This window comes from Bartonella gliris (assembly GCF_045277155.1).
Lineage (GTDB): Bacteria > Pseudomonadota > Alphaproteobacteria > Rhizobiales > Rhizobiaceae > Bartonella > Bartonella gliris.
This window is the reverse complement of record NZ_CP123962.1, coordinates 1,178,608-1,203,485: the sequence shown is the minus strand read 5'-3', so window position 1 is coordinate 1,203,485 and position 24,878 is coordinate 1,178,608. Positions and strand designations below refer to the sequence as shown.

Annotated in this window: 19 protein-coding genes and 1 tRNA gene; 13 read left to right on the top strand and 7 right to left on the bottom strand. The window is 39.7% G+C overall.

Annotated elements, in window-relative coordinates:
• The first annotated feature begins 43 nt into the window (after nt 1-43).
• The 10 genes from rpsT (at nt 44) to gpsA (ending at nt 11,742) form a co-directional block, all read left to right on the top strand.
• Nucleotides 44-310 (top strand): 30S ribosomal protein S20, encoded by a 267-nt coding sequence (rpsT, locus tag QHG54_RS05445; protein WP_317992632.1) that lies wholly within the window; start codon nt 44-46, stop codon nt 308-310.
• 709 nt (nt 311-1,019) lie between these two features.
• Nucleotides 1,020-2,588, top strand: coding sequence for a chromosomal replication initiator protein DnaA (gene dnaA / locus QHG54_RS05440; protein WP_317992633.1), 1,569 nt, complete (start codon nt 1,020-1,022; stop codon nt 2,586-2,588).
• 205 nt (nt 2,589-2,793) lie between these two features.
• Nucleotides 2,794-3,915, top strand: a complete 1,122-nt coding sequence (dnaN, locus tag QHG54_RS05435; protein WP_317992634.1) for a DNA polymerase III subunit beta — start codon at nt 2,794-2,796, stop codon at nt 3,913-3,915.
• Nucleotides 3,916-3,935: 20 nt separating this feature from the next.
• Nucleotides 3,936-5,069 (top strand): DNA replication/repair protein RecF, encoded by a 1,134-nt coding sequence (gene recF / locus QHG54_RS05430; protein ID WP_317992635.1) that lies wholly within the window; start codon nt 3,936-3,938, stop codon nt 5,067-5,069.
• A gap of 53 nt (nt 5,070-5,122) precedes the next feature.
• A complete protein-coding gene (gene aroQ / locus QHG54_RS05425) occupies nt 5,123-5,560 on the top strand; it encodes a type II 3-dehydroquinate dehydratase (protein WP_317992636.1) in 438 nt (145 codons plus the stop codon).
• Nucleotides 5,561-5,694: 134 nt separating this feature from the next.
• Nucleotides 5,695-6,666 (top strand): ubiquinol oxidase subunit II, encoded by a 972-nt coding sequence (gene cyoA, locus QHG54_RS05420; RefSeq protein ID WP_317992637.1) that lies wholly within the window; start codon nt 5,695-5,697, stop codon nt 6,664-6,666.
• A gap of 72 nt (nt 6,667-6,738) precedes the next feature.
• Nucleotides 6,739-8,757, top strand: a complete 2,019-nt coding sequence (cyoB, locus tag QHG54_RS05415; RefSeq protein ID WP_317992638.1) for a cytochrome o ubiquinol oxidase subunit I — start codon at nt 6,739-6,741, stop codon at nt 8,755-8,757.
• On the top strand, nt 8,754-9,419 hold the full coding sequence (locus QHG54_RS05410; RefSeq protein ID WP_317992639.1) for a cytochrome (ubi)quinol oxidase subunit III: 666 nt from the start codon (nt 8,754-8,756) through the stop codon (nt 9,417-9,419). Before cyoB ends, QHG54_RS05410 begins: the two co-directional genes overlap by 4 nt.
• Nucleotides 9,419-10,255 carry a cytochrome o ubiquinol oxidase subunit IV gene (cyoD, locus tag QHG54_RS05405; protein ID WP_406603984.1) on the top strand — a complete coding sequence of 279 codons (837 nt, stop codon included), beginning with the start codon at nt 9,419-9,421 and terminating at the stop codon, nt 10,253-10,255. The genes QHG54_RS05410 and cyoD overlap by 1 nt, the downstream gene beginning before the upstream one ends.
• A gap of 464 nt (nt 10,256-10,719) precedes the next feature.
• On the top strand, nt 10,720-11,742 hold the full coding sequence (gene gpsA / locus QHG54_RS05400) for an NAD(P)H-dependent glycerol-3-phosphate dehydrogenase (protein ID WP_406603983.1): 1,023 nt from the start codon (nt 10,720-10,722) through the stop codon (nt 11,740-11,742).
• Between the two features lie 288 nt (nt 11,743-12,030).
• On the opposite strand, the gene fabI is transcribed toward gpsA, so the two are convergent.
• Genes fabI through fabA form a run of 3 tightly spaced genes read right to left on the bottom strand, consistent with a single transcriptional unit; the run spans nt 12,031 to nt 14,689 of the window.
• Nucleotides 12,031-12,849, bottom strand: coding sequence for an enoyl-ACP reductase FabI (gene fabI / locus QHG54_RS05395; protein WP_317992642.1), 819 nt, complete (start codon nt 12,847-12,849; stop codon nt 12,031-12,033).
• A gap of 52 nt (nt 12,850-12,901) precedes the next feature.
• On the bottom strand, nt 12,902-14,122 hold the full coding sequence (gene fabB / locus QHG54_RS05390) for a beta-ketoacyl-ACP synthase I (protein WP_317992643.1): 1,221 nt from the start codon (nt 14,120-14,122) through the stop codon (nt 12,902-12,904).
• 57 nt (nt 14,123-14,179) lie between these two features.
• Entirely contained in the window at nt 14,180-14,689 is a 510-nt protein-coding gene (fabA, locus tag QHG54_RS05385; RefSeq protein ID WP_317992644.1) for a 3-hydroxyacyl-[acyl-carrier-protein] dehydratase FabA, read from the bottom strand.
• A gap of 232 nt (nt 14,690-14,921) precedes the next feature.
• On the opposite strand from fabA, the gene irrA reads away from it, so the two are divergent.
• A complete protein-coding gene (irrA, locus tag QHG54_RS05380) occupies nt 14,922-15,422 on the top strand; it encodes an iron response transcriptional regulator IrrA (protein ID WP_317994004.1) in 501 nt (166 codons plus the stop codon).
• Between the two features lie 61 nt (nt 15,423-15,483).
• Here irrA and QHG54_RS05375 read toward each other — a convergent pair whose 3' ends face one another.
• The 4 genes from QHG54_RS05375 to QHG54_RS05360 form a co-directional block, all read right to left on the bottom strand.
• Nucleotides 15,484-16,041: an SH3 domain-containing protein gene (locus QHG54_RS05375; protein ID WP_317992645.1), complete on the bottom strand. Its 558-nt coding sequence runs from the start codon at nt 16,039-16,041 to the stop codon at nt 15,484-15,486.
• 1,365 nt (nt 16,042-17,406) lie between these two features.
• Complete coding sequence (gene rpsU, locus QHG54_RS05370; RefSeq protein ID WP_317992646.1) at nt 17,407-17,640, bottom strand: 30S ribosomal protein S21; 234 nt, start codon at nt 17,638-17,640, stop codon at nt 17,407-17,409.
• 196 nt (nt 17,641-17,836) lie between these two features.
• Entirely contained in the window at nt 17,837-19,510 is a 1,674-nt protein-coding gene (locus QHG54_RS05365; protein ID WP_317992647.1) for a formate--tetrahydrofolate ligase, read from the bottom strand.
• Between the two features lie 653 nt (nt 19,511-20,163).
• Nucleotides 20,164-20,240 (bottom strand) — tRNA-Arg (locus QHG54_RS05360).
• Between the two features lie 362 nt (nt 20,241-20,602).
• On the opposite strand from QHG54_RS05360, the gene QHG54_RS05355 reads away from it, so the two are divergent.
• Both QHG54_RS05355 and QHG54_RS05350 read left to right on the top strand, forming a co-directional pair.
• Nucleotides 20,603-21,742, top strand: a complete 1,140-nt coding sequence (locus QHG54_RS05355) for an efflux RND transporter periplasmic adaptor subunit (RefSeq protein WP_317992648.1) — start codon at nt 20,603-20,605, stop codon at nt 21,740-21,742.
• A complete protein-coding gene (locus QHG54_RS05350) occupies nt 21,742-24,876 on the top strand; it encodes an efflux RND transporter permease subunit (RefSeq protein ID WP_406603982.1) in 3,135 nt (1,044 codons plus the stop codon). Before QHG54_RS05355 ends, QHG54_RS05350 begins: the two co-directional genes overlap by 1 nt.
• Nucleotides 24,877-24,878 lie beyond the last annotated feature (2 nt).

Below are 24,878 nucleotides of genomic sequence, written 5' to 3'. Positions count from 1 at the left end.
ACTTAGGCCGTTCCTACCGGTGAGTTTAAAGAGAGATATATTTATGGCGAATACACCTTCTGCTCAAAAGGCGGTACGCAAGGTTGCTGCGCGTACCCAGGTTAATCGAGCTCGCCGTTCACGCGTTCGTACCTTCATGCGTAAGTTTGATGATGCTTTGGCTGGTGGCGATAAGGCAAGTGCGGAAATGGCATTTAAGAATTTTGAACCTGAAATTATGCGTGCTGTTTCCAAAGGGGTTTTTCATAAAAATGCTGCAGCTCGGAAAGTGTCCCGTTTAGCAAAACGTTTGAAGGCTCTTAACGTTTAAGCTTTTCCCATTTTATTAAAAATCAAACCAGCATCCGAATGGGTGCTGGTTTTTTTTTATTTTTTGAAAATATTACTTAGAGAGGGAATGTGCAGTGATTCTCACCATAAAAGGGTAGAGCAAATTTGTATAAATTGTACGGTTATCCACAAGCTTTGTGGATTTTTGCAGAGTCTTTTTTGTCAAGCTTTTTTATTTTTTTTTTTAATCCGAAGAAATTCTTTATTATTGGAATTTAGAGAAAAAAAAGTGAGTTGAATCAATTATTTTTCTCATTCCATGTTTATAGCAGCAGGTTTATAGTCCCTTTTTAGGAGCTTTTGATTTTATTTTGACCTCTTGCATTTTACCTCTGCTGTTTTGTATGGTTCTTATGAAGACTAAAAACGTAGAGGGTTCACATTAGCGTATTATTCTATGTTATGTTGAATATAATATGCTTTGGTTTAGGCTATTATGGGCTCTCAAGTTTAAGAGTTTTTCTGGCGTGTTTTTTAGTTTTTTTGATTGGTATGTTTGTCGTTTTACAAGAATGGATCATATCATGATTGCAAGTGAATCTTATTGTCATCTTTGTTGGTGGGGTTGTGATGAGATTATCCTGGGGGGAGGATGAATAATCTTATTTGGGGTAGGGCGTTTTTGCCTTCGCTAAGTTGATTTTTAGCTGTTTGGTGAGAACAAAGTTTGTGTTTTTACGGGATGGAAGATGGTGGATAAATTGAACTCTAAAGCTAGTTCCTTTAAAAGGGTTTCGGTGAATATCCTGTCGGCAGAGAGAATAATAAAGAGAGAGATGACGGATAGTAGTGGATGTGTTGATAGAAATATTGTAGAGCATACGGTTGTTTCAGAGGAGGAAGGTGCGGCGGCTTTCGCCCGTGTGATGGCCCAGCTAAAGGTGCAAGTGGGCATCGAGGCTTATACGAGTTGGTTTGGTCGTTTGAAACTTGCTGAATATAGCCGTAATCTTGTAAAGCTTTCTGTTCCTACAGCGTTTTTGCGTTCGTGGATTAATAATCACTACGGTTCTCTTTTGACCAATTTATGGAAACAAGAAAATTCAGCTGTTCTTCGCGTTGAAGTTATCGTTCGTGGTATGAAGCGCGTTTCAAAAGGCCTAGTCTGTAGAACAAATACAGCTCCTGTTGTTGTGGAAGAGCAGACAGTTTCACCTTTTGTTGAGAGTTATACAGAACATTCGGTAAAGGGTGCTGAAGCGGGGGTTTTGGGTTCGCCACTTGATTCTCGCTATACTTTTGAAAATTTTGTTGAAGGTTCTTCTAACCGTGTTGCTTTAGCTGCAGCGCGTTCAATTGCAGAAGGGCATAAAAGTGCTTTGCGCTTTAATCCTCTTTTTATTCACGCGTCTGTTGGTTTAGGAAAAACACATTTGCTTCAAGCTGTTGCTGCTGCTGCACTGAAGCGTTTAACGCCTGCGCGGGTTATTTATTTGACTGCTGAATATTTTATGTGGCGTTTTGCGACAGCTATTCGTGATAATGATGCTCTTTCTTTTAAAGAGCAGCTTCGCGATATTGATCTTTTGATTATTGATGATATGCAATTTTTGCAAGGGAAGTCGATACAGAACGAATTTTGTCATTTACTCAACATGTTGCTTGATAGTGCAAAGCAAGTTGTTGTAGCTGCGGACCGTCCGCCAGCAGAATTAGAATCACTAGATCTTCGGGTTCGGTCTCGACTTCAGGGGGGAGTTGCTCTTGAAATTGAAGCACCGGATTATGAAATGCGTTTGAAAATGTTGCGTCAACGGTTAAAAATGGCGCAACAAGATGATAACATGGTTATAATTTCTGATGAAATTTTGCAGTATATTGCTAAAACGGTCTTGGGATCGGGGCGTGACATTGAAGGAGCTTTTAATCAGTTGTTGTTCCGTCAATCTTTCGAGTCTGATTTGTCTTTGGAACGGATTGATGAATTGTTGGGTCATTTGACACGTTCAGGTGAGTCTAAGCGTATTCGGATTGAAGAAATTCAACGTGCTGTTGCGCGTCATTATAATGTTTCTAAGCAAGATTTATTGTCTAATCGTCGGACGCGTACAGTTGTCAAGCCACGACAAGTTGCAATGTATTTGGCAAAAATGTTGACTCCTCGCTCGTTGCCAGAAATTGGACGTCGTTTTGGAGGACGTGATCACACGACAGTTTTACATGCTGTTCGTAAGATTGAAGATTTGGTTTGTGATGATCAGACATTAGCCAAAGAGCTTGAGTTGCTCAAGCGATTGATCGGAGAGCAGGCGGCATAGCGTTTAGAGTTTTCTACTGTTTACCAAAATATCATGGAAGGATGAACAGTATGAGCTGTTTTGCTTATGCAGGAGTTACTTGCCATTTTAAGTGAGGTTGAATAAGCTCTAGCAAGTGATTCTTGCAAATGAGTCTATTTTTTAATCTGTTGTTTTTAATTTAGAGAATTCCTATAATTCTTGGTAAATTATAATGGGGATTTTTATGCGTATTACAGTTGATCGCAATCAGCTTTTCAAGTCTCTAGGTCGCGTGCACCGTGTGGTTGAGCGTCGTAATACTGTTCCTATTTTGTCGAATGTGTTGATTGATGCAGACGAGAACGGTGTACAATTAAAAGCAACAGACCTTGATTTAGAGGTTACAGAATCTTTTACGGCCAATGTAGAACAAGCTGGGGCAATAACTGTTCCGGCACATTTGCTGTATGACATAGTTCGAAAACTTCCTGATGGTAGTGAGATTGTATTATCAGTTGATATGAATCAGATGAGTACAATGTCTGTTGTTTCTGGTTGTGCTAATTTCCAGCTTCAGTGTCTTCCCAAAATAGATTTTCCAGAATCGCTTCCGGGACAGTTCGGTTATCGTTTTTCTCTACCGGCGTCAGGCTTGAAGCATTTGCTTGATTGTACGCAATTTGCTATTTCTACTGAGGAAACCCGTTATTATCTTAATGGTATTTATTTTCATGTTGTTGATGACGGTATTCTAAAGCTGCGTTTAGTTGCTACTGATGGTCATCGTTTGGCACAAGTTGATATGGAAGCTCCTTCAGGAGTTGAGGGGATGCCAGGTGTTATTGTTCCCCGTAAAGCCATAGGAGAGTTGCAAAAGCTTCTTTCTGAAGAAATTGATGATGATGTGTGTGTAGAGCTTTCAGAAACAAAAATTCGTTTTTCTATAGGCTCTGTGGTTTTTACATCAAAGTTAATTGATGGAACATTCCCAGAGTATCAACGTGTTATCCCTCTTGCAAATGATAAAAAATTGGTTGTCAACAGGCAGGATTTTTCTTCTGCAGTTGATCGGGTTTCGACAATTTCAAGTGATCGAGGGCGTGCAGTGAAGTTAACGATTGAGCAGGGGCAATTGAAGCTTGTTGTTAATAATCCTGATTCTGGGAGTGCAGAAGATCAATTAGCGGCTACTTACACATCTGATCCGCTTGAGATAGGGTTTAATTCGCGTTATCTTTTAGACATTGCTGGGCAACTTTCGAGCGATGAGATGGTTTTTATGCTTGCTGAAGCTGCGGCTCCGGCTCTGATTCGTGATAATGATGATGCGGATGCGCTTTATGTGCTGATGCCCATTCGCGTTTAGGGACGAGTGTTTTGCAATGCATGGCTGGTCATGTGCACAAAGTGGCAGTGAGACAGCTAAGGCTTGTGCGTTATCGCAATTATTCTTTCTTTAATATTCATTTTTCAGGGCAACATGTGGTTTTTACGGGCCATAATGGTGCTGGTAAGACGAACCTTTTAGAAGCGTTGTCTTTTCTTTCTCCTGGTCGTGGTTTACGGCGTGCAGCTTACTCTGATGTTAGCTTTGCAGGTGGTGAAAATGGAGGATTTGTAGTATTTGCTCGTCTTCAATGTTCTCTGTATGGTGAAGTGAATATTGGTACAGCTTTGGAGATTAACGATAACAGTCGAAAAGTACATATTAATGGTGTGAATGAGACAGGTGATTGCCTAACAGATTACTGTCATATTAATGTTCTGACTCCTTCTATGGATGGGCTTTTTACTGGATCTTCACTTGAGCGCCGTCGTTTTTTGGATCGCATGGTTTTGGCTATTGATCCTTTACATGGTCGTCGCATAACGGATTATGATAGAGCTATGCGTGCCCGTAATCGTTTGTTTTCGGATGGAAATGAAGATCGTGTTTGGTTTGATGCTTTAGAAAAGCAGATGGCAGAACTGGCAATAGCTATTGCAGCGGCACGTGTAGATGTTGTTCGGCTTTTAAATGACTTGTTTGCACAAATGCCATCTCAGATGCCTTTCCCACGGGCTTTTTTACAAATTGATGGTTTCTTAGAAACGGCTCTTAGTAAGATAGCAGCGATTGAGGTTGAAGAGCAATTTTGTAATCGGTTGCAGCATAACCGCGCAATAGATCGCGCTGCTGGGCGGACATTAGAAGGGCCACATCGCACAGATTTGCAGGTTTTTTATGCTGATAAAAATATGGCTGCAGCATCTTGTTCAACAGGTGAGCAGAAAGCTTTGCTGACAGGTTTGGTTTTGTGCCATGCGCGTTTAACAGGTATGATGTCAGAGATGGCACCTGTTCTTCTTCTTGATGAAATAGCTGCTCATCTTGATTCTCATCGGCGTGCTGCTTTATTTGATATTCTTGATGATTTAGGGGGGCAGACATTTATGACAGGAACAGATCCCGTTTTATTTGACGCCTTGAAAGGACGAGCAGAGTTTTTTGAGATTAAAGATGGAGCTTTGTTGCAGTAAAAACATGCTAAAAGTTTTTTTATAATGTGATGATCGGGAAGAAGAGGCGTACTATGTCTAGGATTATAACGATTTTAAATGGCCCTAATTTAAATTTTCTTGGTAAACGTGAACCAGAAATTTATGGCACTGAAACTCTGGAAGATATTGAACAATTTTGCAGGGAATGGGCAAAGAAGCTTGGCGTAACAGTGAATTTTCATCAAAGTAACTGTGAGGGTCAGTTGGTAGAATGGATACAGGCAGCTATTGGGATAAGTGCTGGTTTAATCATCAATCCAGCTGCTTACAGCCATACGTCTGTTGCACTTTTTGATGCATTAAAAATGTTTTCGGGGACAAAAGTAGAGGTTCATTTGTCTAATATTTATCAGCGTGAAGTCTTTCGTCACCATTCTTATACATCTGCAGGTGTGGATGCAGTTATTTCTGGCTGTGGGCGTGAGGGATATTGGTTTGCACTTGAATATATTGCTAAACGCCTTCATTAATCATGGATAAAAAGCAAATGTTGGATAATAGTAATATGGGCATTGAATTTACTTGATAATTGTTTTTCGGATAAGTAAGATGGTGTTATTGTATTTATTGCAACTTCCAGTGCGTATGACGGGGGTAGGTGAAGATGAGAAGCTTTATTAAACAATTAGAAATGCTTGCGATTTTAGGGGTTGTACTGCTTTTATCTGGTTGTAAAATTGATGTTCTTCAACCATCGGGTTATGTGGCGCGTCAACAGCTCATTTTGATTGTTGTCTGTGTGCTTGTTATGCTTTGTGTTGTAATTCCGGTAATGGTAAGTGTGGTATTTTTGGCCATCAAATATCGTGCATCGAATACAGCAAAAGACTATTTACCTGATTGGGGGCATTCCAATAAAATTGAAGCATTTATGTGGGGCGTTCCAATTGTAATCGTGATGATTTTAGGCTCATTAACAGCTTATTATACCTATAAGCTTGAGCCCTCAAATTCGCTTCCGGTGGAAGTTGTTGGTGAAGGGAAGCCGTTGCAAGTCGATGTGGTGGCTCTCGATTGGAAATGGCTCTTCATTTATCCTGAATACGATGTTGCATCGATCAATGAAATTTATGCGCCTAAAGGGCGTCAAGTTTTGTTACAATTGACGTCAGAGAGTTCTGTTAATGCCTTTTGGGTTCCCAAATTGGGGACAGTCCTTTACGCTATGCCGCAGATGAATTCTAAATTGCATCTAGTAGCTGAGGAAAAAGGAGTATTCAAAGGAACTTCGGCAAATTACAGCGGAGATGGTTTTGCAGGTATGCGGTTTCAGTGGCATTCCGTATCTTCGCAGGATTTTGATGATTGGATTGCTAAAGTTCGGGCTAGTGGTCAAGTACTTGATCGCGCATCTTATCGTCAGCTTTCCATTGCGCCTCGTATGGGTGATGTTGCTGCGAAGGAAAAGGATGCTGCAGTGCGTTATTTTGCGCCTGTTGAGAAGCGGCTTTACTATCGGGTTGTCAATCGATGTGTTGATGAAAATACGGTATGTAATGAAGACCTAATGAAGCGCGCTGCTGCTCAGACACTTTGGGGTGCACTTTGTTCTGTTTTTGATCCTGGTGTTATTTAGAACATTAATGAGAAAGAGCCCTTTAAAAATAAGGTTTCTTTAAACTGAAATTTATCTGATACGGGTTGAGAAATGTTTGGAAGACTTACAGATCCTACGGCGGGTGCTTTTCATGCACTTGCACATGAACCGATTGTTTTATACACATGTATTGCGATTGTTGCGGGTGGTTTAATTGCTGTTATTGCTTTGACAGCACTTGGGTGGTGGGGAGTTCTATGGCGAAATTGGATTACAACAGTCGACCATAAACGCATTGGTATTATGTATATTGTTCTTGGGATTATCATGCTTGTTCGTGGTTTTGCTGATGCGATTATGATGCGGACACATCAAGCTTTAGCCCTTGGGAGTGAATCGGCAGGGTATTTACCGCCTGATCATTTTGATCAAATTTTTTCGGCCCATGGCACTATTATGATTTTTTTCATGGCTACGCCGATTTTATTTGGTCTTTTCAATTATCTTATACCGCTTCAAATTGGTGCTCGTGACGTTGCCTTTCCTTTTGCAAACAATTTGGGGTTTTGGATTACTGCCGCAGGAGCAATATTGATTAACATATCACTAGGTGTTGGTAATTTTGGTCGTGGTGGTTGGTTGATGTATCCACCTTTCTCCGAGTTACAAGGCAGTCCAGATACAGGGGTAGATTATTATTTGTGGTCGCTTCAGCTTTCTGGTATCGCGACGACGATGGGTGCAATCAATTTTGTGGCGACCATCATTAAAATGCGTACTCCTGGGATGACCATGATGAGAATGCCCGTCTTTTGTTGGAGCGCTTTTGTCAGCAATGTCCTGATTTTAGTTATTTACCCTGTCTTAACTGTAGCATTCGCATTATTGGCATGTGATCGTTATTTGAGCATGAATTTCTTTACCAATGTTGGTGGTGGAAATCCAATGGTATGGATTAACTATGTTTGGATTTTTGGTCATCCTGAAGTTTATGTTTTGGTCGTTCCTGCTTTTGGGATCGTTTCTGAGGTTGTGTCAACTTTTTCTTCAAAACGCCTCTTTGGTTATACTTCAATGGTATGGGCAATGTTGGTTATTTTGATTCTTTCGCTTGTTGTTTGGGGACATCATTTCTTTACAATGGGTGGCGGTGAAGCTGTGAATACCTTCTTCGGTATTGCAACGATGATCATCGCGGTTCCAACAGGTGTAAAAGTCTTTAATTGGTTGCTGACCATGTATAAAGGTCAGATTCGTTTTGAGCCTCCAATGCTTTGGTGCATGGGGATGATCTTTACGTTTGTTGGTGGTGGCTTGACGGGTGTTTTATTGTCTATCGTGCCTGCTGATTGGCAGTTTCATAATTCACTGTTTTTGGTAGCTCATTTTCATCACACAATTATTGGGGGCGTCGTTTTTGCTTATTTAGCTGGGATTGCTTTTTGGTTTCCAAAGGTTTTTGGTTATAAGCCAAATCGGATACTGGGTATTGCATCTTTCTGGTGTTGGTTTGTTGGTTTTTACCTTGCTTTTTTCCCAGTTTATGCACTTGGTTTAATGGGTGCGACGCGTCGTCTCCAACATTACATGGAACCTAGTTGGCAGCCGATGTTTATGATTGCTGCACTGGGTGCTTTTATTATTTTGCTTGGTATCCTTTGTTTTGTGCTGCAAGTTGTTTTGGCGATTTGGTACGGCATAAAGCATAGAGGGTGTTTACCGGTGACATTAAATGATTCTTGGGGTGATGGACGTACACTTGAATGGTTTACTTCCTCTCCGCCTCCTTCTTACAATTTTGCAATACTTCCAGAGGTACAATCTGACGATGCTTATTGGAATATGAAGAAGAGTGGTTATCAGCGTCCGACGAGTGGATTTACAAAAATTCATATGCCGTCAAATACGCCGGCTGGAATTATTGCAGGGTTCTTTTCTTTAGTTGTTGGTTTTTCCCTTGTTTGGCATATTTGGTGGCTTGTTGCGATTGGATTAATCGGTTTTATTGCAACGATTGTGTGTCATTCGTTAACAGGTGATCACCATGGCTACTATATTCCAGCTGAAGAAGTGCAGAAAACAGAAGAAGCCTTTACAGCTGTTCTTAAAGAACAAGGAGTAACAGTATGAGTGCGATGACAATGAATAATACTCACATTGATGAGCATCATCATGACAGTAGTTCGGTAATGACATTTGGTTTTTGGGTTTATATTCTTTCGGATTTAATCCTGTTCTCAACACTTTTTTCAAGTTTTGCTGTTTTTTCTGCTTCTTATGGTGGAGGGAAAGCAGGCAATGAGTTTATTGATTTAAAATTTGTTTTAGTTGAAACCACCATCTTATTGCTATCATCAATTACTTATGGGTTTGCAATGGTACAAGCGCATAAAGGTAATATCAGTGGTGTGCGTTCATGGATGGCTGTTACCTTTGTGCTTGGGTTTTGCTTTATTGGAATGGAAGTTTATGAATTTCATGAACTTTTGAACGAAGTGTTCTATTACGATTCCGGTGCTTATGCTGGTATTGATCCTGCAACAGGTTTACAGCTTTTTGGACGAGAGATTTTATCCGCTTATTGGTCAGCATTTTTTGCTTTGGTTGGTACCCATGGTCTTCATGTAAGTGTTGGTCTTCTCTGGATGGTAGTGATGTTTTTTCACCTTCGTCGTCATGGTTTGGATCAGGATAATAAAACACGTTTGGCATGCCTTTCAATTTTTTGGCACTTACTTGATATTGTGTGGGTTGGTGTTTTCACCATGGTTTATCTGTTAGGAGCGTTGTAATGAGCATGCATAACGAAACACATAGTCCCAGTACTGGTTCCTATTTAGTTGGATTTATTTTGGCTGTATTTTTCACTTTAGGTTCTTTTATTCCTGTGATGTATGGAATGATGGACAGTTGGGCAATTAGCACGAAGGTTGCATATCTTATTGGGATGGCAATTATTCAGATTATAGTGCAGATTGTTTTCTTTTTGCATTTGAATTCTGGTCCTGATGCTAAATGGAATTTAAGCGCCTTATGGTTTGCGGCTATCTGCGTTTTTGTTATTATTGGGGGAACTTGGTGGGCTATTTCTCATTTGAATTATAATATGATGGGTGGTTCAGGACGTGTTATTGAGCCAGAAACATCAGGAGTAGAGAGTTCTGTACCAGTATCGGAGACAAGTGCACAGGCTCCCGTAGAACAGGCACCAGGCACAGAGATGCCTGTAGGGCAATTGCCAAATGCACAAACTCCTGTAGAGCAGGCACCAGGTACAGAGATGCCTGTTGGGCAATTGCCAAATACGCAGGCTCCCGTAGAGCAGGCACCAGGTACAGAGATGCCTGTTGGGCAATTGCCAAATACGCAGGCTCCCGTAGAGCAGGCACCAGGTACAGAGATGCCTGTTGGGCAATTGCCAAATACGCAGGCTCCCGTAGAGCAGGCGCCAGGTACAGAGATGCCTGTTGGGCAATTGCCAAATACGCAGGCTCCCGTAGAGCAGGCACCAGGTACAGAGATGCCTGTTGGACAATTGCCAAATACGCAGGCTCCCGTAGAGCAGGCACCAGGTACAGAGATGCCGGTTGGACAATTGCCAAATACGCAAGCTCCTGTAGCAGAGTAGTTGCCAAGTGCAAAAATACCTTATGGAGTAAGTGTTAAATATGCAAGCTCCCATGAGGAGGACATCAAGTGCGGAAGTGCCGGTGTGGGGCAGTGCTGGTTCTGGGGGAATTGTTGTTAGACAAAGGAATGGCAGCTGAGTAATTATTTTGGGGGGGGGCATCGCGATTTTGAGTATGCTTTTATTTTAAACGAGCGAAGCTATGGTGAGCTTAATTAAACCTGAATTTTGATTCAAGGTAAACATTCATGTATAAAATGTATTAGCAATGATGTGTATACGATTTAGTACAGAATGCGTGGAGATGGCAAAGGGGCTATTCATGTTATATCAAAATGAAATTGCGAAGAGGGAAATAGTACTTTAGAATGAATGAATTTATATTAAAAGTATTTCACGTGAAGGTATTTGCAACAACAACATACAATTAAAACTAAAGATGTGGGAAATCATCAGGAAACTTAATGAATGCCGTTTCGATGACAGTTATTGGTGCTGGTTCTTATGGTACTGCATTAGCCATTGCGCTTGCTCGTCATGGTCACCGTGTTTTACTTTGGGGATATAATCCTCAACATATCAGAGAATTACAAGAACACCGTTGTAATCAGGCATTTTTACCCGATGTTCGGTTTCCTGACAATCTATCGCCTGAAGCTTCGCTTGAAACTGCAATAACGGCAAGCCACAATATATTAATTGCTGTTCCAAGCTATGTATTTCATCAGGTATTGTACAATATTCAACCTTATTTGGATCAATATTCACGCATTATTTGGGCAACGAAAGGCTTAGAACATGGTACTGGACGTCTCTTACAAGAAGTTGCTCGCGAGATTTTAGGTGACAAAATCCCTTTAGCTGTCTTTTCTGGACCAACTTTTGCCAAAGAGCTTGCTATCGGCTTGCCTACTGCAATTACAGTAGCAGCTTCTGATGCTGGATTTAGTGAAGAATTACAGCAGCTTTTCCATTGTAGCAAAAGTTTTAGAGTTTATAAAAATCCAGATATGATTGGTGTTCAATTAGGTGGAGCAGTCAAAAATGTTATTGCTATTGGTGCAGGAATATCAGATGGCATGGGATTTGGAGCAAATGCCCGAATAGCTCTCATCACACGAGGGTTAGCTGAAATTAGTCGCTTAGGCATTGCTATGGGTGCTGAGCTTTCCACATTTATGGGAATGACAGGCTTAGGTGATCTAGTTTTGACATGTACTGATAACCAGTCACGCAACCGTCGTTTTGGTATGCTGCTTGGCCAAGGAATGGATACAGAAGAGGCGCAAAAACAGATTGGTCAGGTTGTAGAAGGCTATTTAAATATCAAGGAAGTGCGTATGTTAGCACAACGTATCGGGATAGAAATGCCAATTGCAGAGCAAGTTTATCAAGTTCTCTATTGTGGTAAAAGTGTATTCGAGGCGGCTGATACATTATTAAGCCGTACATTTAAAAATGAAATGCGTGATACAATCTGCTTTTAAATTATTCAAATATGTAAGAGATATGATTATAATATAACGGAAGCTTTGCAATAGTTTATGCTGACCATGAGACAAGGCAATAACATGTTGGTGAATTGAAAGGTTATATATGCCAGTTTTTTTAGGTAATATGACTTAAACATGAAGCACTTGACCATTGTCTAAGCCATATCTTTGAAAATAAGCGCTCTCTTCCATTGAGAGATGTTTTACGAGAAAATACGCAAAGCACTTCTAAAAGAGTACACAGATGATTATCTGTTGCACTTTTAAAAGTATTATGGGTATTTATTCTCCCTGAGTTTCTTCACTTTGTTTTAATTCTTCAAGCGTTGGCATAGACATGATGTTATATCCTGAATCAACATAATGAATTTCACCAGTAACACCTGATGATAAATCAGAAAGTAGGTAAAGGGCAGACTTTCCGATTTCATGAATGTTCACGGTACGGCGCAATGGCGCATTACGGCGTTGATATGAGAAGATTGCTCGCGCAGCTGCAATGCCATTGCCTGCTAAGGTTCTAACAGGGCCCGCTGAAATTGCATTAACGCGAATATTCTGGGGGCCGAAATCTGCTGCTAAATAGCGTACCATAGCTTCTAAAGCTGCTTTAGCGATACCCATGATATTGTAATTAGGGACAACTTGCTGTGAAGCTCCATAAGTGAGTGTTAAAAGTGCTCCCCCATTGGGCATAAGCTTACCAGCGCGCTGTGCAATTTCAGTAAAGGAATAAGCTGAAATCACCATCGTACGATTAAAGTTTTCTCGTGTTGTAACATCAACGTAACGTCCTTTTAGTTGAGTTTTATCTGAAAAACCGATGGCATGAACAACGAAATCAATCGTTTTCCATTCTTTTTGAAGATGTTCAAAAACACGATCAACATTTTCAATTTTTTCAACATCACATTCAAGCAATAATTTGCAGCCAAGTTTTTCTGCTAGTGGTTGAACACGTTTCCCGAAAGCATCTCCTTGATAAGTAAGTGCTAATTCAGCTCCTGCTTCAGCTAGTTGACATGCGATGCCCCAAGCAATTGAATGGTCATTTGCAACCCCCATAATAAGGCCACGTTTGCCCTCCATCAAACCTTTCATATTATTCTCCGTGTAAGACCGTGCTGTTTTTCAACTAGCTAAGAACCCCTGTTCATGCATAGCGTTGGAAAACGAGCGTTGCATTGGTACCGCCAAAGCCAAATGTATTTGACAATACAGTATTAAGTTGTTGATGATCGCGACGTTTACGAACAATTGGCATATCTGCAAAAGCTGGATCAAGCTCTTCAATATGGGCACTCTCGCAAATAAAATTATGATTCATCATTAACAGTGTATAGATTGCTTCTTGAACACCTGCTGCACCCAAGGAATGACCTGTCAGAGATTTTGTGGCAGAAATTGGTGGGCATTGATCACCTGCTCCAAAGATACGGCGGATCGCTTCTATTTCAGGAGGATCACCAACAGGCGTTGCTGTTGCATGGGGATTGATGTAATCAATTTTATTGTTTACAGTTGCAAGTGCCATACGCATGCACCGCTCTGCTCCCTCACCAGAGGGAGAGACCATATCGTGCCCATCGGATGTAGCACCATAACCAACAATTTCTCCGTAGATTTTTGCACCACGTGCTTTAGCGAGTTCTAATTCTTCAAGAACCAAAACGCCGGCTCCACCAGCAATAACAAATCCATCACGATTAGCGTCATAAGCGCGGGAAGCTTTTTCTGGTACGTCATTATATTTGCTAGACATGGCACCCATAGCGTCGAATAAAACAGAGAGTGTCCAATCCAAATCTTCACAGCCACCAGCAAAGATGCGATCTTGCTTGCCATATTGTATTATTTCATAAGCATTGCCAATACAATGATTAGATGTGGCACAAGCAGAAGAGATTGAATAGTTCACTCCTTTAATTTTAAAAAAAGTTGCGAGTGTTGCGGATGCTGTAGAACTCATCGCTTTAGGTACGACAAATGGACCAACGCGCTTTGGACTTTTTTGGCGTGTAATGTCAGCAGCCTCAACAATGGATTGAGTTGAAGCGCCTCCAGAGCCCATAATAATACCTGTGTGTTCATTTGATACTTCATGAGGTTCCAAACCTGCATCGGCAATTGCTTGATCCATGGCGATATGATTCCAAGCTGTTCCACGTCCGTGAAAACGTAGAGCGCGTCGATCAACTAATTCTTCTATATTAATATCGGGTTTACCGTAAACTCTGCTACGGAAGCCTAATTCAGCATACTGAGGTGCGTAAGAAATCCCAGATTTTGCTTCTTGTAAACTGGTTAAAACGGCCCCAGGGTTATTTCCAATCGCAGAGACAATACCCATTCCTGTTACAACAACTCGACGCATTCATACCTCCTTGTTTTATAGAGAATAATAAGATATCTCTTCTGACGGAAATAATTTTTAGGCTTCTTTAAATAAAGCAACGCGTAAATCATTCGCTTTATAGACGGTTTCTCCATCTGCCTTCACCCATCCATCTGCTATTCCCAAGACCAAATTTCCACGCCGAATACGCTTAAAATCTATTCCATATTCAAGAAGTTGGGTTTGTGGAGTTACCATACCTGATAATTTTACTTCACCTGTTGATATAGCCCGTCCTTTTCCTGGTTCACCTAGCCAACCGAGAAAAAAACCTGTTAATTGCCACAAGCCATCCAGGCCAAGACATCCTGGCATGACCGGATCGCCTATAAAGTGACAATCAAAGAACCATAGGTCTGGAGTAATATCAAATTCGGCACGAACCATTCCTTTACTATATTCACCGCCAGTTTCACTGATTTTGGTGATTCGATGAATCATCAACATTGGGGGTGCTGGTAATTGTGCATTACCCTTACCAAACATTTCGCCGCGAGCGCAGCTTAGAAGCTCTTCATAAGTGTAGCGAGACTTTTGTTCAGTCATTGTTACTCCGTTTATTTGCGTATATTTTCATTCTGCGCTTTTCCCCAACCTACTTTTAGAGCAAATTTTAAGGAGAGGGAAATGATTTTATATCATTTTTAATGACAAAAGCCCTTTTTTATGTATTCTGCCAGGGTGGCTATTAAAAATGGAATAAAAAATTATATCATAACTGTTCCCATCTTTTTGTATTTTAACTTTATTGGAACAAAAATATATTGTGGTTTATAATATGTCAGTGAGTGCAGACAATTTAGGTTTGAATGAAGAGGAACAGTCCACAAAGGATTGTGGGGAGGTAGTGCATTATTATTCCATATCTATGTTAGAGAAGCATTTGCGTCAAAATGGTTTGCGACCAACACGCCAGCGGTTAGAACTTGCCAATATGATTTTTTCTAAAGGCAACTGTCATATTGCTGCTGAAGAGCTCTATGAAGAGGCAATTAGGTTGGGTGTGCCTGTATCTTTAGCTACTGTTTACAATACGCTTCATCAGTTTACGGAAGCGGGATTATTACGGATTATTGCTGTAGAAGGTTCAAAGACTTGGTTTGATACCAATACGTCTGATCACTATCATTTTTATATAGAAGGCGAAAATCGTATTCTTGATATTCCTTGCAATTTGGAAGAAGCTCCTATTATTGGGAATTTGCCTCAACCACCGGAAGGTATGGAAATTTCGCATGTTGATTTGATAGTTCGGTTAAAACCAAAAAAGCTAGCTTGATTATAGCGCTTTAGAGAATTCAATAAGGAATAAAAATTAAACTTTTTGCTTTTAAAATTTATCAACCTTTTACTTTTTCATCAGGGTAGATTCCCCATAACTGTGATTGTTGAAGCCATCCACGAGTATTATTAAGGTTGAGTTCGCACCAGTGTCCGTCGCATTGGCGAATATTACCGATGACATTGGGTTCTACTTCTGCCACAACTTCTGCGTTGTCTGCAGGGTTTTTACGTAGCATCAGCCTTTTTGTTTTATCTTTTTGCCATGGGATAGTTATAGCGGTTCGCTTTCCCGATAAAAGCGATTGATAAACCCACCCTTCATCACCTTCTGCATCGCGAATTTTGCGCCATTGATCATATTCTTGGATGATTTCAATAGGCAAGCCCTGCTTTTTGTAAGTAAAGATGATAGAATAATTGCTTCCTGGCCCGACGCGCACATTAACACGGGTGGGTTTAATCGAAGCAAACCGAGGGAGTGGTAAACCACTTGGTCCTAAATTTTCATTAAGTGTTTGTGCATGCAAAAAACGAGGTGGATTAAATATAAACACTTCTGATACCAAGATACATGATATGAGCACGAAAAATTGAAACCAACTAGAATGTTGCACATTTAAACCCTTTACTCTTCATTTCTATATATTAGCCAATCTAAGATCTGGAAGATAGGATCGAGAGCTGATCAAATCTATGGCATATCGCTAGTTAAAGAGATCTAAACAAGGAGGAAATGGTTACAAAAATAACAAAATAGTAAGACAAAAATTTGAATTTTTTGATGGACACTTTGTTGAAAGAGTATGTTTGTAAATTAAATCGACATCTAGTTTTCGTGCAGTCCATGTTTGAAACAAATGTGGAGAGGGTTGCGTGCCTTGCGAGTTGTATCAGATTTTACATGGAAGATGGGAGTAAATAGGGTGTTGTGTCTATCTGTTTGGTTTTTTTTAAAATAGAAATACAGCTATACGCGTATTATGATCAAAAAATTGTTCAATGACAGGTTAATGAAGAGATTAATGTGTGATGTGAAAAGCAATGCTTTGTAATGCATGCAAGACATTGATTTATAATGATAATTCATCATTTTGGATATCGGATAAGAGCTCTGCATGCCGTAGAATTCTCTCATTTTAACTTCTGTTATGCCGAGTAATAAAAAACATTCGCTTGCATGGCACAAGTGAATTTGTTGTGGGAATAAAAACCATTTAAGAAAAGAATAAAAATGCTTTTTATGAACTGTCTTAATGCAAGAGCATGAGCAACATTGAGGGTAGGTCAATGTATTTCTAGGGCTGACTTGTGCTTTTATAAGCGTAAAGTTGGTAGTTTTCAGTATCAACGCTTTTTACAGAATTTTCAGTTTGCTCATAGGCTACCACGATTTTATTAATTGGCAATGCTGTATACGTTAAAAGCGGATCACACTACATGGGCACATATTAATTTCGGATCATTATGAAACACTAAAAGTTATAGAGTTTCATCGCTTTGTTTAATAAGTTAGGGGGGGGGGGAGATCGCCTTTCCGATATCATATTTTTAGGGACACAATTGCATATTATAATAGTAATGCGTGCTTTTCAGTCTAATGTGATACACGGAAATTGAAAGATGTCGGATTTTCGGTCTATATAAGAAAATTCAGAGGATTTGTACGCAAAAAATGCATTAAGAAATAACAGCAGAATACCTTGCATGCAATACATCCTGCGCTGGCACAGATGCCCCTAATAATTTCAAATGATGGTTTATTATCCTATTGCTTTAAATGGCCAAAAGCCCCCCCTAATATTACTTAGGAAAGGATCAACCATCCTGTCGGATAACGGAAAAACCAAACAATACCCAACGAAGAAAACCAAAAGTGAAAAAAATTCCACTCATAGCATCGAATAAAAACAAATTCTTTGGATATTTTTACAACACTGCCAACGCAACTTTATAACACATCAACAAGAGTAAAAGTATTACTATTTTACAGCAGAAGCACGGCCGTTGCTAACAAGACCTTCCCTTTGTGCACGTTTACGGGCAAGTTTACGTGTACGGCGAATAGCTTCAGCCTTCTCCCGCGCACGCTTCTCCGATGGCTTTTCATAATATCCACGCATTTTCATTTCACGGAAGATGCCTTCACGCTGCATTTTTTTCTTAAGCGCGCGTAGCGCTTGATCAACATTATTATCACGAACGAGTACTTGCACTATTTATCCTGCTTTTTTTCAGTGTCATAAATGATTAGGAAAAACCTATTGCCCTTTAAACATATATCTAAAAGGACATATACCATAAAGCATATATCACACAAATGAGGTGCTTGTCTATATCGCTTTTTAAAATTCTATTCTTTTCGTTATAAAGAGTTTTTCATAATGAATGATTGAGTTTACAGGTTTGAGCTTATGAAAGTCCTTGAATTTCATCATTTCCATCAAGATAAATTTTTTCAGCAGCAGGATAATGTGGTAAGCCGGGCATGGTCATGATATTTCCGCAAATAACGACAATAAAGCCAGCACCCGCCAAGAGGCGAACTTCTCGTACAGGTATTTCAAAATCAGTAGGAGCACCGTATTGTGTGGGATCAGAAGAAAAGGAGTAGGGTGTTTTCGCCATACAAATAGGGTATGTTCCATACCCTTCCTTTTCCCAACATTCCAGCTGCTTTATAACATGATCTGCGATTATAGCGCCGCGTCCACCATATAGGTTGGTTATAATGCAATTAATTTTTTCAACAAGCGGGAGGTCATCTTGATACAGAAATTTAAACTGGGCATTTTTTTCTTCAATTAAGCTAACAAGTTCTTGTGCGAGTTCTATGGCACCTTTTCCACCTTGTTTCCAATGTTTGCAGACAACAGCTTTGTGTCCGGTTGTTGCAACTATTTTTTGTAATGTACTTATTTCAGCATCGCTATCGGTATCAAAATGATTGATAGCCACAACACAAGGGATACCGTAGTGCTCCATGTTTTTAATATGCCGTAAAAGATTAGCAGCTCCCTTTTGTAAAGCGGAGATATTTTCTTCTTTGAGATTATTTTTATCCACACCACCATTCATTTTTAATGCGCGAATTGTTGCGACAATCACTGTAGCATCTGGTGCAATGCCTGCTTGTCGACATTTAATGTTGAAGAATTTCTCTGCTCCAAGATCTGCTCCAAATCCTGCTTCTGTGACAACATAATCGGCGAATTTTAAGGCAGTTTTTGTTGCTATAACTGAATTACAGCCATGAGCAATGTTGGCAAAAGGTCCTCCGTGGACAAGAACAGGGTTATTTTCAATTGTTTGTACAAGATTAGGTTGCATAGCATCTTTAAGGAGGACTGTCATTGCACCTTCTGCGTTGAGATCAGCAGCTGTCACGGGCGTTTTATCATAACGATAGGCAATAATAATTTTTTTGAGTCTTTGCGTAAGATTTTCTAGATTTTCGGCAAGACAAAAAATAGCCATAATTTCTGATGCAACAGTAATATCAAAACCTGTTTGACGTGGAAAACCATTGGTTATTCCGCCCAATGAAATGACGATATCGCGCAATGCACGGTCATTCATGTCAAGGACTCGTTTCCAAACAATGCGGCGTGGATCAATATTTAGAGCATTACCCCAGTAAATATGATTATCCATCATTGCAGCAAGAAGATTATGAGCAGCAGTAATGGCATGGAAATCGCCAGTAAAATGTAAGTTAAGGTCATCCATCGGTACGACTTGGGCATAACCACCTCCAGCGGCACCACCTTTTATACCAAAACAGGGGCCTAAAGATGGTTCTCTCAAGGCGGCTATTGTTTTTTTTCCAATGAGATTGAGTGCATCATTTAGTCCAACAGTTGTCGTTGTTTTTCCTTCTCCGGCAGGTGTTGGATTGATTGCAGTGACGAGGATAAGTTTACCATCCGGATTTTTATTCAGTGATTTTATATATGCAGAAGAAATTTTAGCTTTGTCATTTCCATAAGGAATGAGATTTTCATGTGTAATACCAATTTTTTGCGCAATTTCAGTGATGTGTTTTTTTTGAGCAGTGCGAGCAATTTCAATATCTGTTTTAGGCATAGAAAAATTCTTTAAACTTGTTTTTTATTGATATTTAGGGTGGGTCCTATAAGAGGACAATAGAACATATAGCACATAGAAATAAGGTAAAATATCATAAAAGTGGATTATTACTCTGCAAGAGGGAATGCTTAAAATGAGACAAAAGAATTTATTGCTGTAATTTTTTTTGGAAAAAATGCTCCATTTAGTTCCGATAACCTTTTATAGAAAAGTAACGATTATAAGAAAAACGCTTTGCTACTACTATTTTAAATTTTTCATGAGAGTTGTATTATTGCGCTTTTTGATTTTCCCAACAATTTATTTTAGTCAGATTTCCTATATCTTACTGAAAAAAATGTTATAGCTCTGGCAATTTTGTGGAGGAGGATTTTGTTAAAATGGCGAAGATTTTCTAGAAGAGAATAGAATATTTGTTTTGAATCTTAAAAAGAGAGTTCTTCGAAGATTTTCATTTTAAACAGTGAAAACCCCGTTAGATACCTGGTGCTGCTAAAAATACTCTGGAAAGAAAAGGACTGATTCGCAGTCGAAAGAGCATTATGGAGCTGTTGATGGCGTTATAAGTACGTTAGAAAGGTAGCTCAAAAAGGAGCTTACTGTTTACTATACCCAATAACATAACTAAAGAAAAATGAGAATTTTTATGATGGCGCACCCGAAGAGATTCGAACTCCTGACCCCCAGATTCGTAGTCTGGTGCTCTATCCAGCTGAGCTACGGGTGCAAAAATTTTTAATTTTTTATCTTATTAAGACAAAGGGTTCCTAATCGTTTCATTGAGAAATTGCAAGTGAAACTTGGTGAAAATGAAAATTTTATCACTTCGTTTATGATACATTAAAAAAGGCTACAATATATTTCTAATTTCCCTTGGATTTTTGCAGAGTAGTTTCTTTGACCAATATGAACAATAGTTAACTTGACGCTTTAAGCTACGCAATATAGTCAGGTACGGATGAGATATGTTTTTTCGGTGGGGGTAAGATACACTACCTGCAATTCGGTTTTTGTGTGAAACTTCGGATGTAACTGTTGAAAACTGTTTCAGATAAATTTACGCATTTATGACACAGCAAGGATAGATGTATGGGGTTGTTAAAAAAGATCTTTCCACTGGTGTTTTTCGTTGTCGTTTTGATGGTTGCTTATTGGGCAGGGAAACAGAGTTCGGAACAACTCATTCCTATAGTGAATAAAACAACAAGTGCATCAAATAAAACCTTAAAGGCATCAACGGGAAGGCCACCGACGAATGTCGTCGTTGATCTTGTAAAAGTTCAGGATTTTTATGAACAGCTGAATGTGCTTGGGAGTGGACAAGCATTTGCTGCGGTGGAGTTGACGCCTTGGTCATCTGGTGTTGTTGAGAAGTTTTTTGTGTCCGCTGGCACAAAAGTAAAAGTGGGTGATGTGATTGCAAAGCTTGATTCTAAAAAGGAAGAAATAGCGGCTGCAAAAGCAAAGGTACAGCGTGATAATAGTGCTTTAACGCTTTCGCGGATTGTTAAATTACGTGCCAGCAATACGGCAACAGAGGTTCAGGAAATTACTGCACGCTTAGAGTTGGATAACGCAAATTTGGTTTTGCGTAATGCTGAATTAGACCTCGATCGGCGAACAATCCGTGCGCCGATCAGCGGAGTTGTTGGGATTTTACCCATTGATGAAGGCAATGCTGTTACTCCTAACACTACAATAGGCCATATTGAGAATAGAGAGCGCATTTTAGTCGATGTGTGGGTTCCTGAACGATATGTGTCGCGAATACATAAAGGAGATGAAATAACTGCAATATTAACGACGCAGCCGGAGAAGACTTTTGTTGGTCATATTTATGCGATTGATAATGTCGTTGATCCAGAAAGCCGCATACTTCATGTTCAAGTTGAAATTAAGAATGAAAAAGATACCCTCATGTCTGGTATGTCTTTTTCTGTTGTATTTCAATTCAGTGGTGATGCTTTTCCTGTCGTTAATCCTCTTGCTGTTCAATGGAACAGTAGAGGATCATTCGTTTGGCGTGTAAGGGAGGGTAAGGCAGAATTGATTCCCGTATCAATTATTCAGCATAGAGAAGATCAAGTTTTTGTGAAGGCGCCCCTAGAAAATGGTGATCAAGTTGTCATACAGGGAGTACAGATGCTCCATCCAGGAAGTAGGGTCACTCTTGATAATCCAAAAGCCCATCAACAGCAATTATCAGCACTTCATGGGCAGAATGTATAATGAGTCAGGAATTTAATACCAAACAGCCTATGGCACAGGCGGAGCAAGGTAGTATAATCGCTTTATTTATTCGCAGGCCGGTTTTTACCTTTGTTTTGAATGCTATGATTGTGATTGCAGGGATTGCTGCATGGCTGAACGTTGATGTACGCGAACTACCAGATGTTGATACTCCAGTGACAACAATTGTGACAGCTTTTGCTGGAGCATCAGCGGAAACAATTGATCGTGAAGTTACGAAAATTATAGAAGATGCCGTTTCTCGTGTTTCAGGTGTTAAAACGATTTCTTCAACTTCTTCTTTTGGCCGTTCCCGTGTAGAGATTAATTTTAATGTCGGTGTTGATTTGAATATTGCAGCATCTGATATTCGCGATGCTCTCTCTCGCATTTCCTATTCTTTACCCAAAAATGCCGATTCACCTCTGATTATTAAAGCAGATTCGAATGCTGCTGCAATGATGTATTTGGTTGTAACTTCACCAACAATGAGTATTGACGATTTAACAATGGTCGTAAATGATCAAATTGTTGATGCGCTTTCTGCCGTTGATGGTGTTGGTGATGTCCAGGTTGATAGTGCTCGCACGAAGATTTTTCAGATTGATGTTGATCAAGCAAAACTTGCTAGCTATGGGTTGACTGTGGCGGATATTTCACGTGTTCTTGCTGATATGACTACTGATGTGCCTGTGGGGTCATTACGCAATTCCAAGCAAACTTTAATTGTACGTGCTACTGCGCGTTTAACGACACCAGAAGCTTTTGAACAAGTTGTTTTAAAACCTCATGTGCGTCTTGGTGATGTTGCGCATGTTACTTTGTCGCCTGATGTAGAAACTGTTATTCTTCGTATCAACGGAAAGACTGGAATTGGATTGGGGATTGTGCGTAAAGCACAATCAAATACCCTTAATATTTCTCAAGGTGTTCGAGCAGTTCTTAATCATCTCAAAACTGTTGTTCCTTCTTCTGTGCATATAAGTGTTATTAGTGATGATGCACTTTTCATTAAGGGCGCACTTCATGAGGTTGAGATGGCATTGATTATTGCTGTTCTCAGCGTTATCTTGGTTATTTTTCTTTTTCTTAGAGATATTCGTGTAACGATTATTCCCGCCTTATCTATTCCTGTTGCTTTAATTGGTACAATTGCTGCCATTTATCTTGTGGGATTTTCGTTGAATATTCTCACCTTTCTAGGACTTGTTTTAGCAACAGGGCTTGTAGTGGATGACGCGATTGTTGTTCTTGAAAATATTGTTCGGTGGCGCAATATGGGGTTAGGTCCTCGTTCGGCGGCGGTGATCGGAACACGGGAAGTCTTTTTTGCTGTTTTAGCAACTACATTGACTCTCGTTGCTGTTTTTGTGCCGATTTCTTTCCTTCCTGGACAAGTTGGCTCACTTTTTAGAGAATTTGGTTTTGTGTTGGCAATTTCTATTCTGCTTTCTTCGATTGTTGCTTTAACGCTTTGTCCTATGTTGGCCTCACGTTTTCTTAAAGAACATGTTGAGGGTAATGAGGAAGAAGCGCATCATTTTACTTTTCTGAATAAATTGGGTTCTTTCTTAAGTACGTGGTACGCTTATAGTCTGCATAAATGTTTGGGAAGACCTTGGACTGTTGTTTTTTCTTCGCTTATTTTCGCGGGTCTTTGTGTTGGAGGCTATATGAAATTACAACAAGAATTGACGCCAGCAGAAGACAGAGCTCTTATCTTTTTAGTCATTAATGGACCACAGGGTATTTCAACACAATATCTAAATGAGCAGGTAGAACAAATTGAAGCGAGTTTACAGCCGTTACGTGATTCTGGAGAGATTGCTAACAGTTATTCTATTGCCGGCATTGGAGGTTCGTCCAATACCGCTTTTTTGATTTTATTGCTTTCATCTTGGGACAAGCGTTTACGTAGTCAACAAGAGATTGTGGAAGATGTTAATGCAAAGGTGAGACAGTTTCCAGCAGTTTTTGTGTTTGCTGCCCAGGGAAATTCTTTAGGTGTTAGAGGAACTGGTCAAGGATTACAATTTGCAATTCTTGGAAATGATTATACCAAATTACAGCCAATTGCTGATAAGCTTGTGCGTGCTTTGCAATCTGATCCGCATTTTATTCGTCCACGGCTTACTGTTGATGCAACGCAACCACAATTTTTTATTGAAATTAATCGGGAAAAAGCTTCTGATTTAGGGATTGATATTACCAATTTGGGCAATACATTGCAAGCAATGTTAGATGGAAAAAAAATTGGTTCTGTTTATGTAGATGATCATTCTTATGATGTTAAACTGACTTCGCGTAAGAATCCTATTAATAATCCTCATGATTTGGAAAATATCTTTTTAAAAACCAAGGGCAATCAATATGTTCCTTTATCAGTTATTGCGAATTTGCATGAAAGAGCTATTGCGCCTCAATTAAAACGAGAGAAACGCATGAATGCTGTTATTTTAAGCGCAAATCTTGCTCCAGGTGTCGTTTTAGGAAGTGCTTATCAAACTGTGCAGAAAATTGCTGCTCCTTTGTTATCAGAAGGAAATTATATTGTTCCTTTAGGGGAAGCTGCTACACTTGGTGAAACATCTTCCAATTTTATGATTGTTTTTGGAATTGCCTTTATAATTATTCTATTAGTCTTGGCCGCACAGTTTGAAAGTTTTGTTTCAGGATTTATTATTATGGCTACTGTACCATTAGGAATTGGTTGTGCTGTAATTGCTATGCTTTTAAGTGGAGTGAGTCTTAATATTTATAGCCAAATTGGTTTAATTTTGCTGGTTGGGGTTATGGCTAAAAATGGTATTCTTATTGTTGAATTTGCAGATCAGTTACGTGATCAAGGGAAAAGCGTGCGTGAAGCTGTAGAAGAAGCGGCAAATATTCGCCTTCGTCCCGTTTGTATGACGATGATTTGTGCCATTTTAGGGGGTATTCCTTTGGTTTTAGCCAAAGGTGCTGGTGCAGAGGCACGTATAGCTTTAGGTTGGGTTATCGTTGGCGGTTTAGGTTTAGCAACTATTTTTACTCTTTATGTCACACCAGTTGTTTATCTTTTTCTTGGACGTTTTGTGAGACCAAAATCAGAAGAAGCACTACGCTTAACAAAAGAACTCAGCCAAGTTGAATGATT

Coding starts and splice junctions, on each gene's coding strand:
- rpsT (WP_317992632.1), top strand. CDS start 44: ATGGCGAATACACCTTCTGCTCAAAAGGCGGTACGCAAGGTTGCTGCG.
- dnaA (WP_317992633.1), top strand. CDS start 1,020: ATGGTGGATAAATTGAACTCTAAAGCTAGTTCCTTTAAAAGGGTTTCG.
- dnaN (WP_317992634.1), top strand. CDS start 2,794: ATGCGTATTACAGTTGATCGCAATCAGCTTTTCAAGTCTCTAGGTCGC.
- recF (WP_317992635.1), top strand. CDS start 3,936: ATGGCTGGTCATGTGCACAAAGTGGCAGTGAGACAGCTAAGGCTTGTG.
- aroQ (WP_317992636.1), top strand. CDS start 5,123: ATGTCTAGGATTATAACGATTTTAAATGGCCCTAATTTAAATTTTCTT.
- cyoA (WP_317992637.1), top strand. CDS start 5,695: ATGAGAAGCTTTATTAAACAATTAGAAATGCTTGCGATTTTAGGGGTT.
- cyoB (WP_317992638.1), top strand. CDS start 6,739: ATGTTTGGAAGACTTACAGATCCTACGGCGGGTGCTTTTCATGCACTT.
- QHG54_RS05410 (WP_317992639.1), top strand. CDS start 8,754: ATGAGTGCGATGACAATGAATAATACTCACATTGATGAGCATCATCAT.
- cyoD (WP_406603984.1), top strand. CDS start 9,419: ATGAGCATGCATAACGAAACACATAGTCCCAGTACTGGTTCCTATTTA.
- gpsA (WP_406603983.1), top strand. CDS start 10,720: ATGAATGCCGTTTCGATGACAGTTATTGGTGCTGGTTCTTATGGTACT.
- fabI (WP_317992642.1), bottom strand. CDS start 12,849: ATGAAAGGTTTGATGGAGGGCAAACGTGGCCTTATTATGGGGGTTGCA.
- fabB (WP_317992643.1), bottom strand. CDS start 14,122: ATGCGTCGAGTTGTTGTAACAGGAATGGGTATTGTCTCTGCGATTGGA.
- fabA (WP_317992644.1), bottom strand. CDS start 14,689: ATGACTGAACAAAAGTCTCGCTACACTTATGAAGAGCTTCTAAGCTGC.
- irrA (WP_317994004.1), top strand. CDS start 14,922: ATGTCAGTGAGTGCAGACAATTTAGGTTTGAATGAAGAGGAACAGTCC.
- QHG54_RS05365 (WP_317992647.1), bottom strand. CDS start 19,510: ATGCCTAAAACAGATATTGAAATTGCTCGCACTGCTCAAAAAAAACAC.
- QHG54_RS05355 (WP_317992648.1), top strand. CDS start 20,603: ATGGGGTTGTTAAAAAAGATCTTTCCACTGGTGTTTTTCGTTGTCGTT.
- QHG54_RS05350 (WP_406603982.1), top strand. CDS start 21,742: ATGAGTCAGGAATTTAATACCAAACAGCCTATGGCACAGGCGGAGCAA.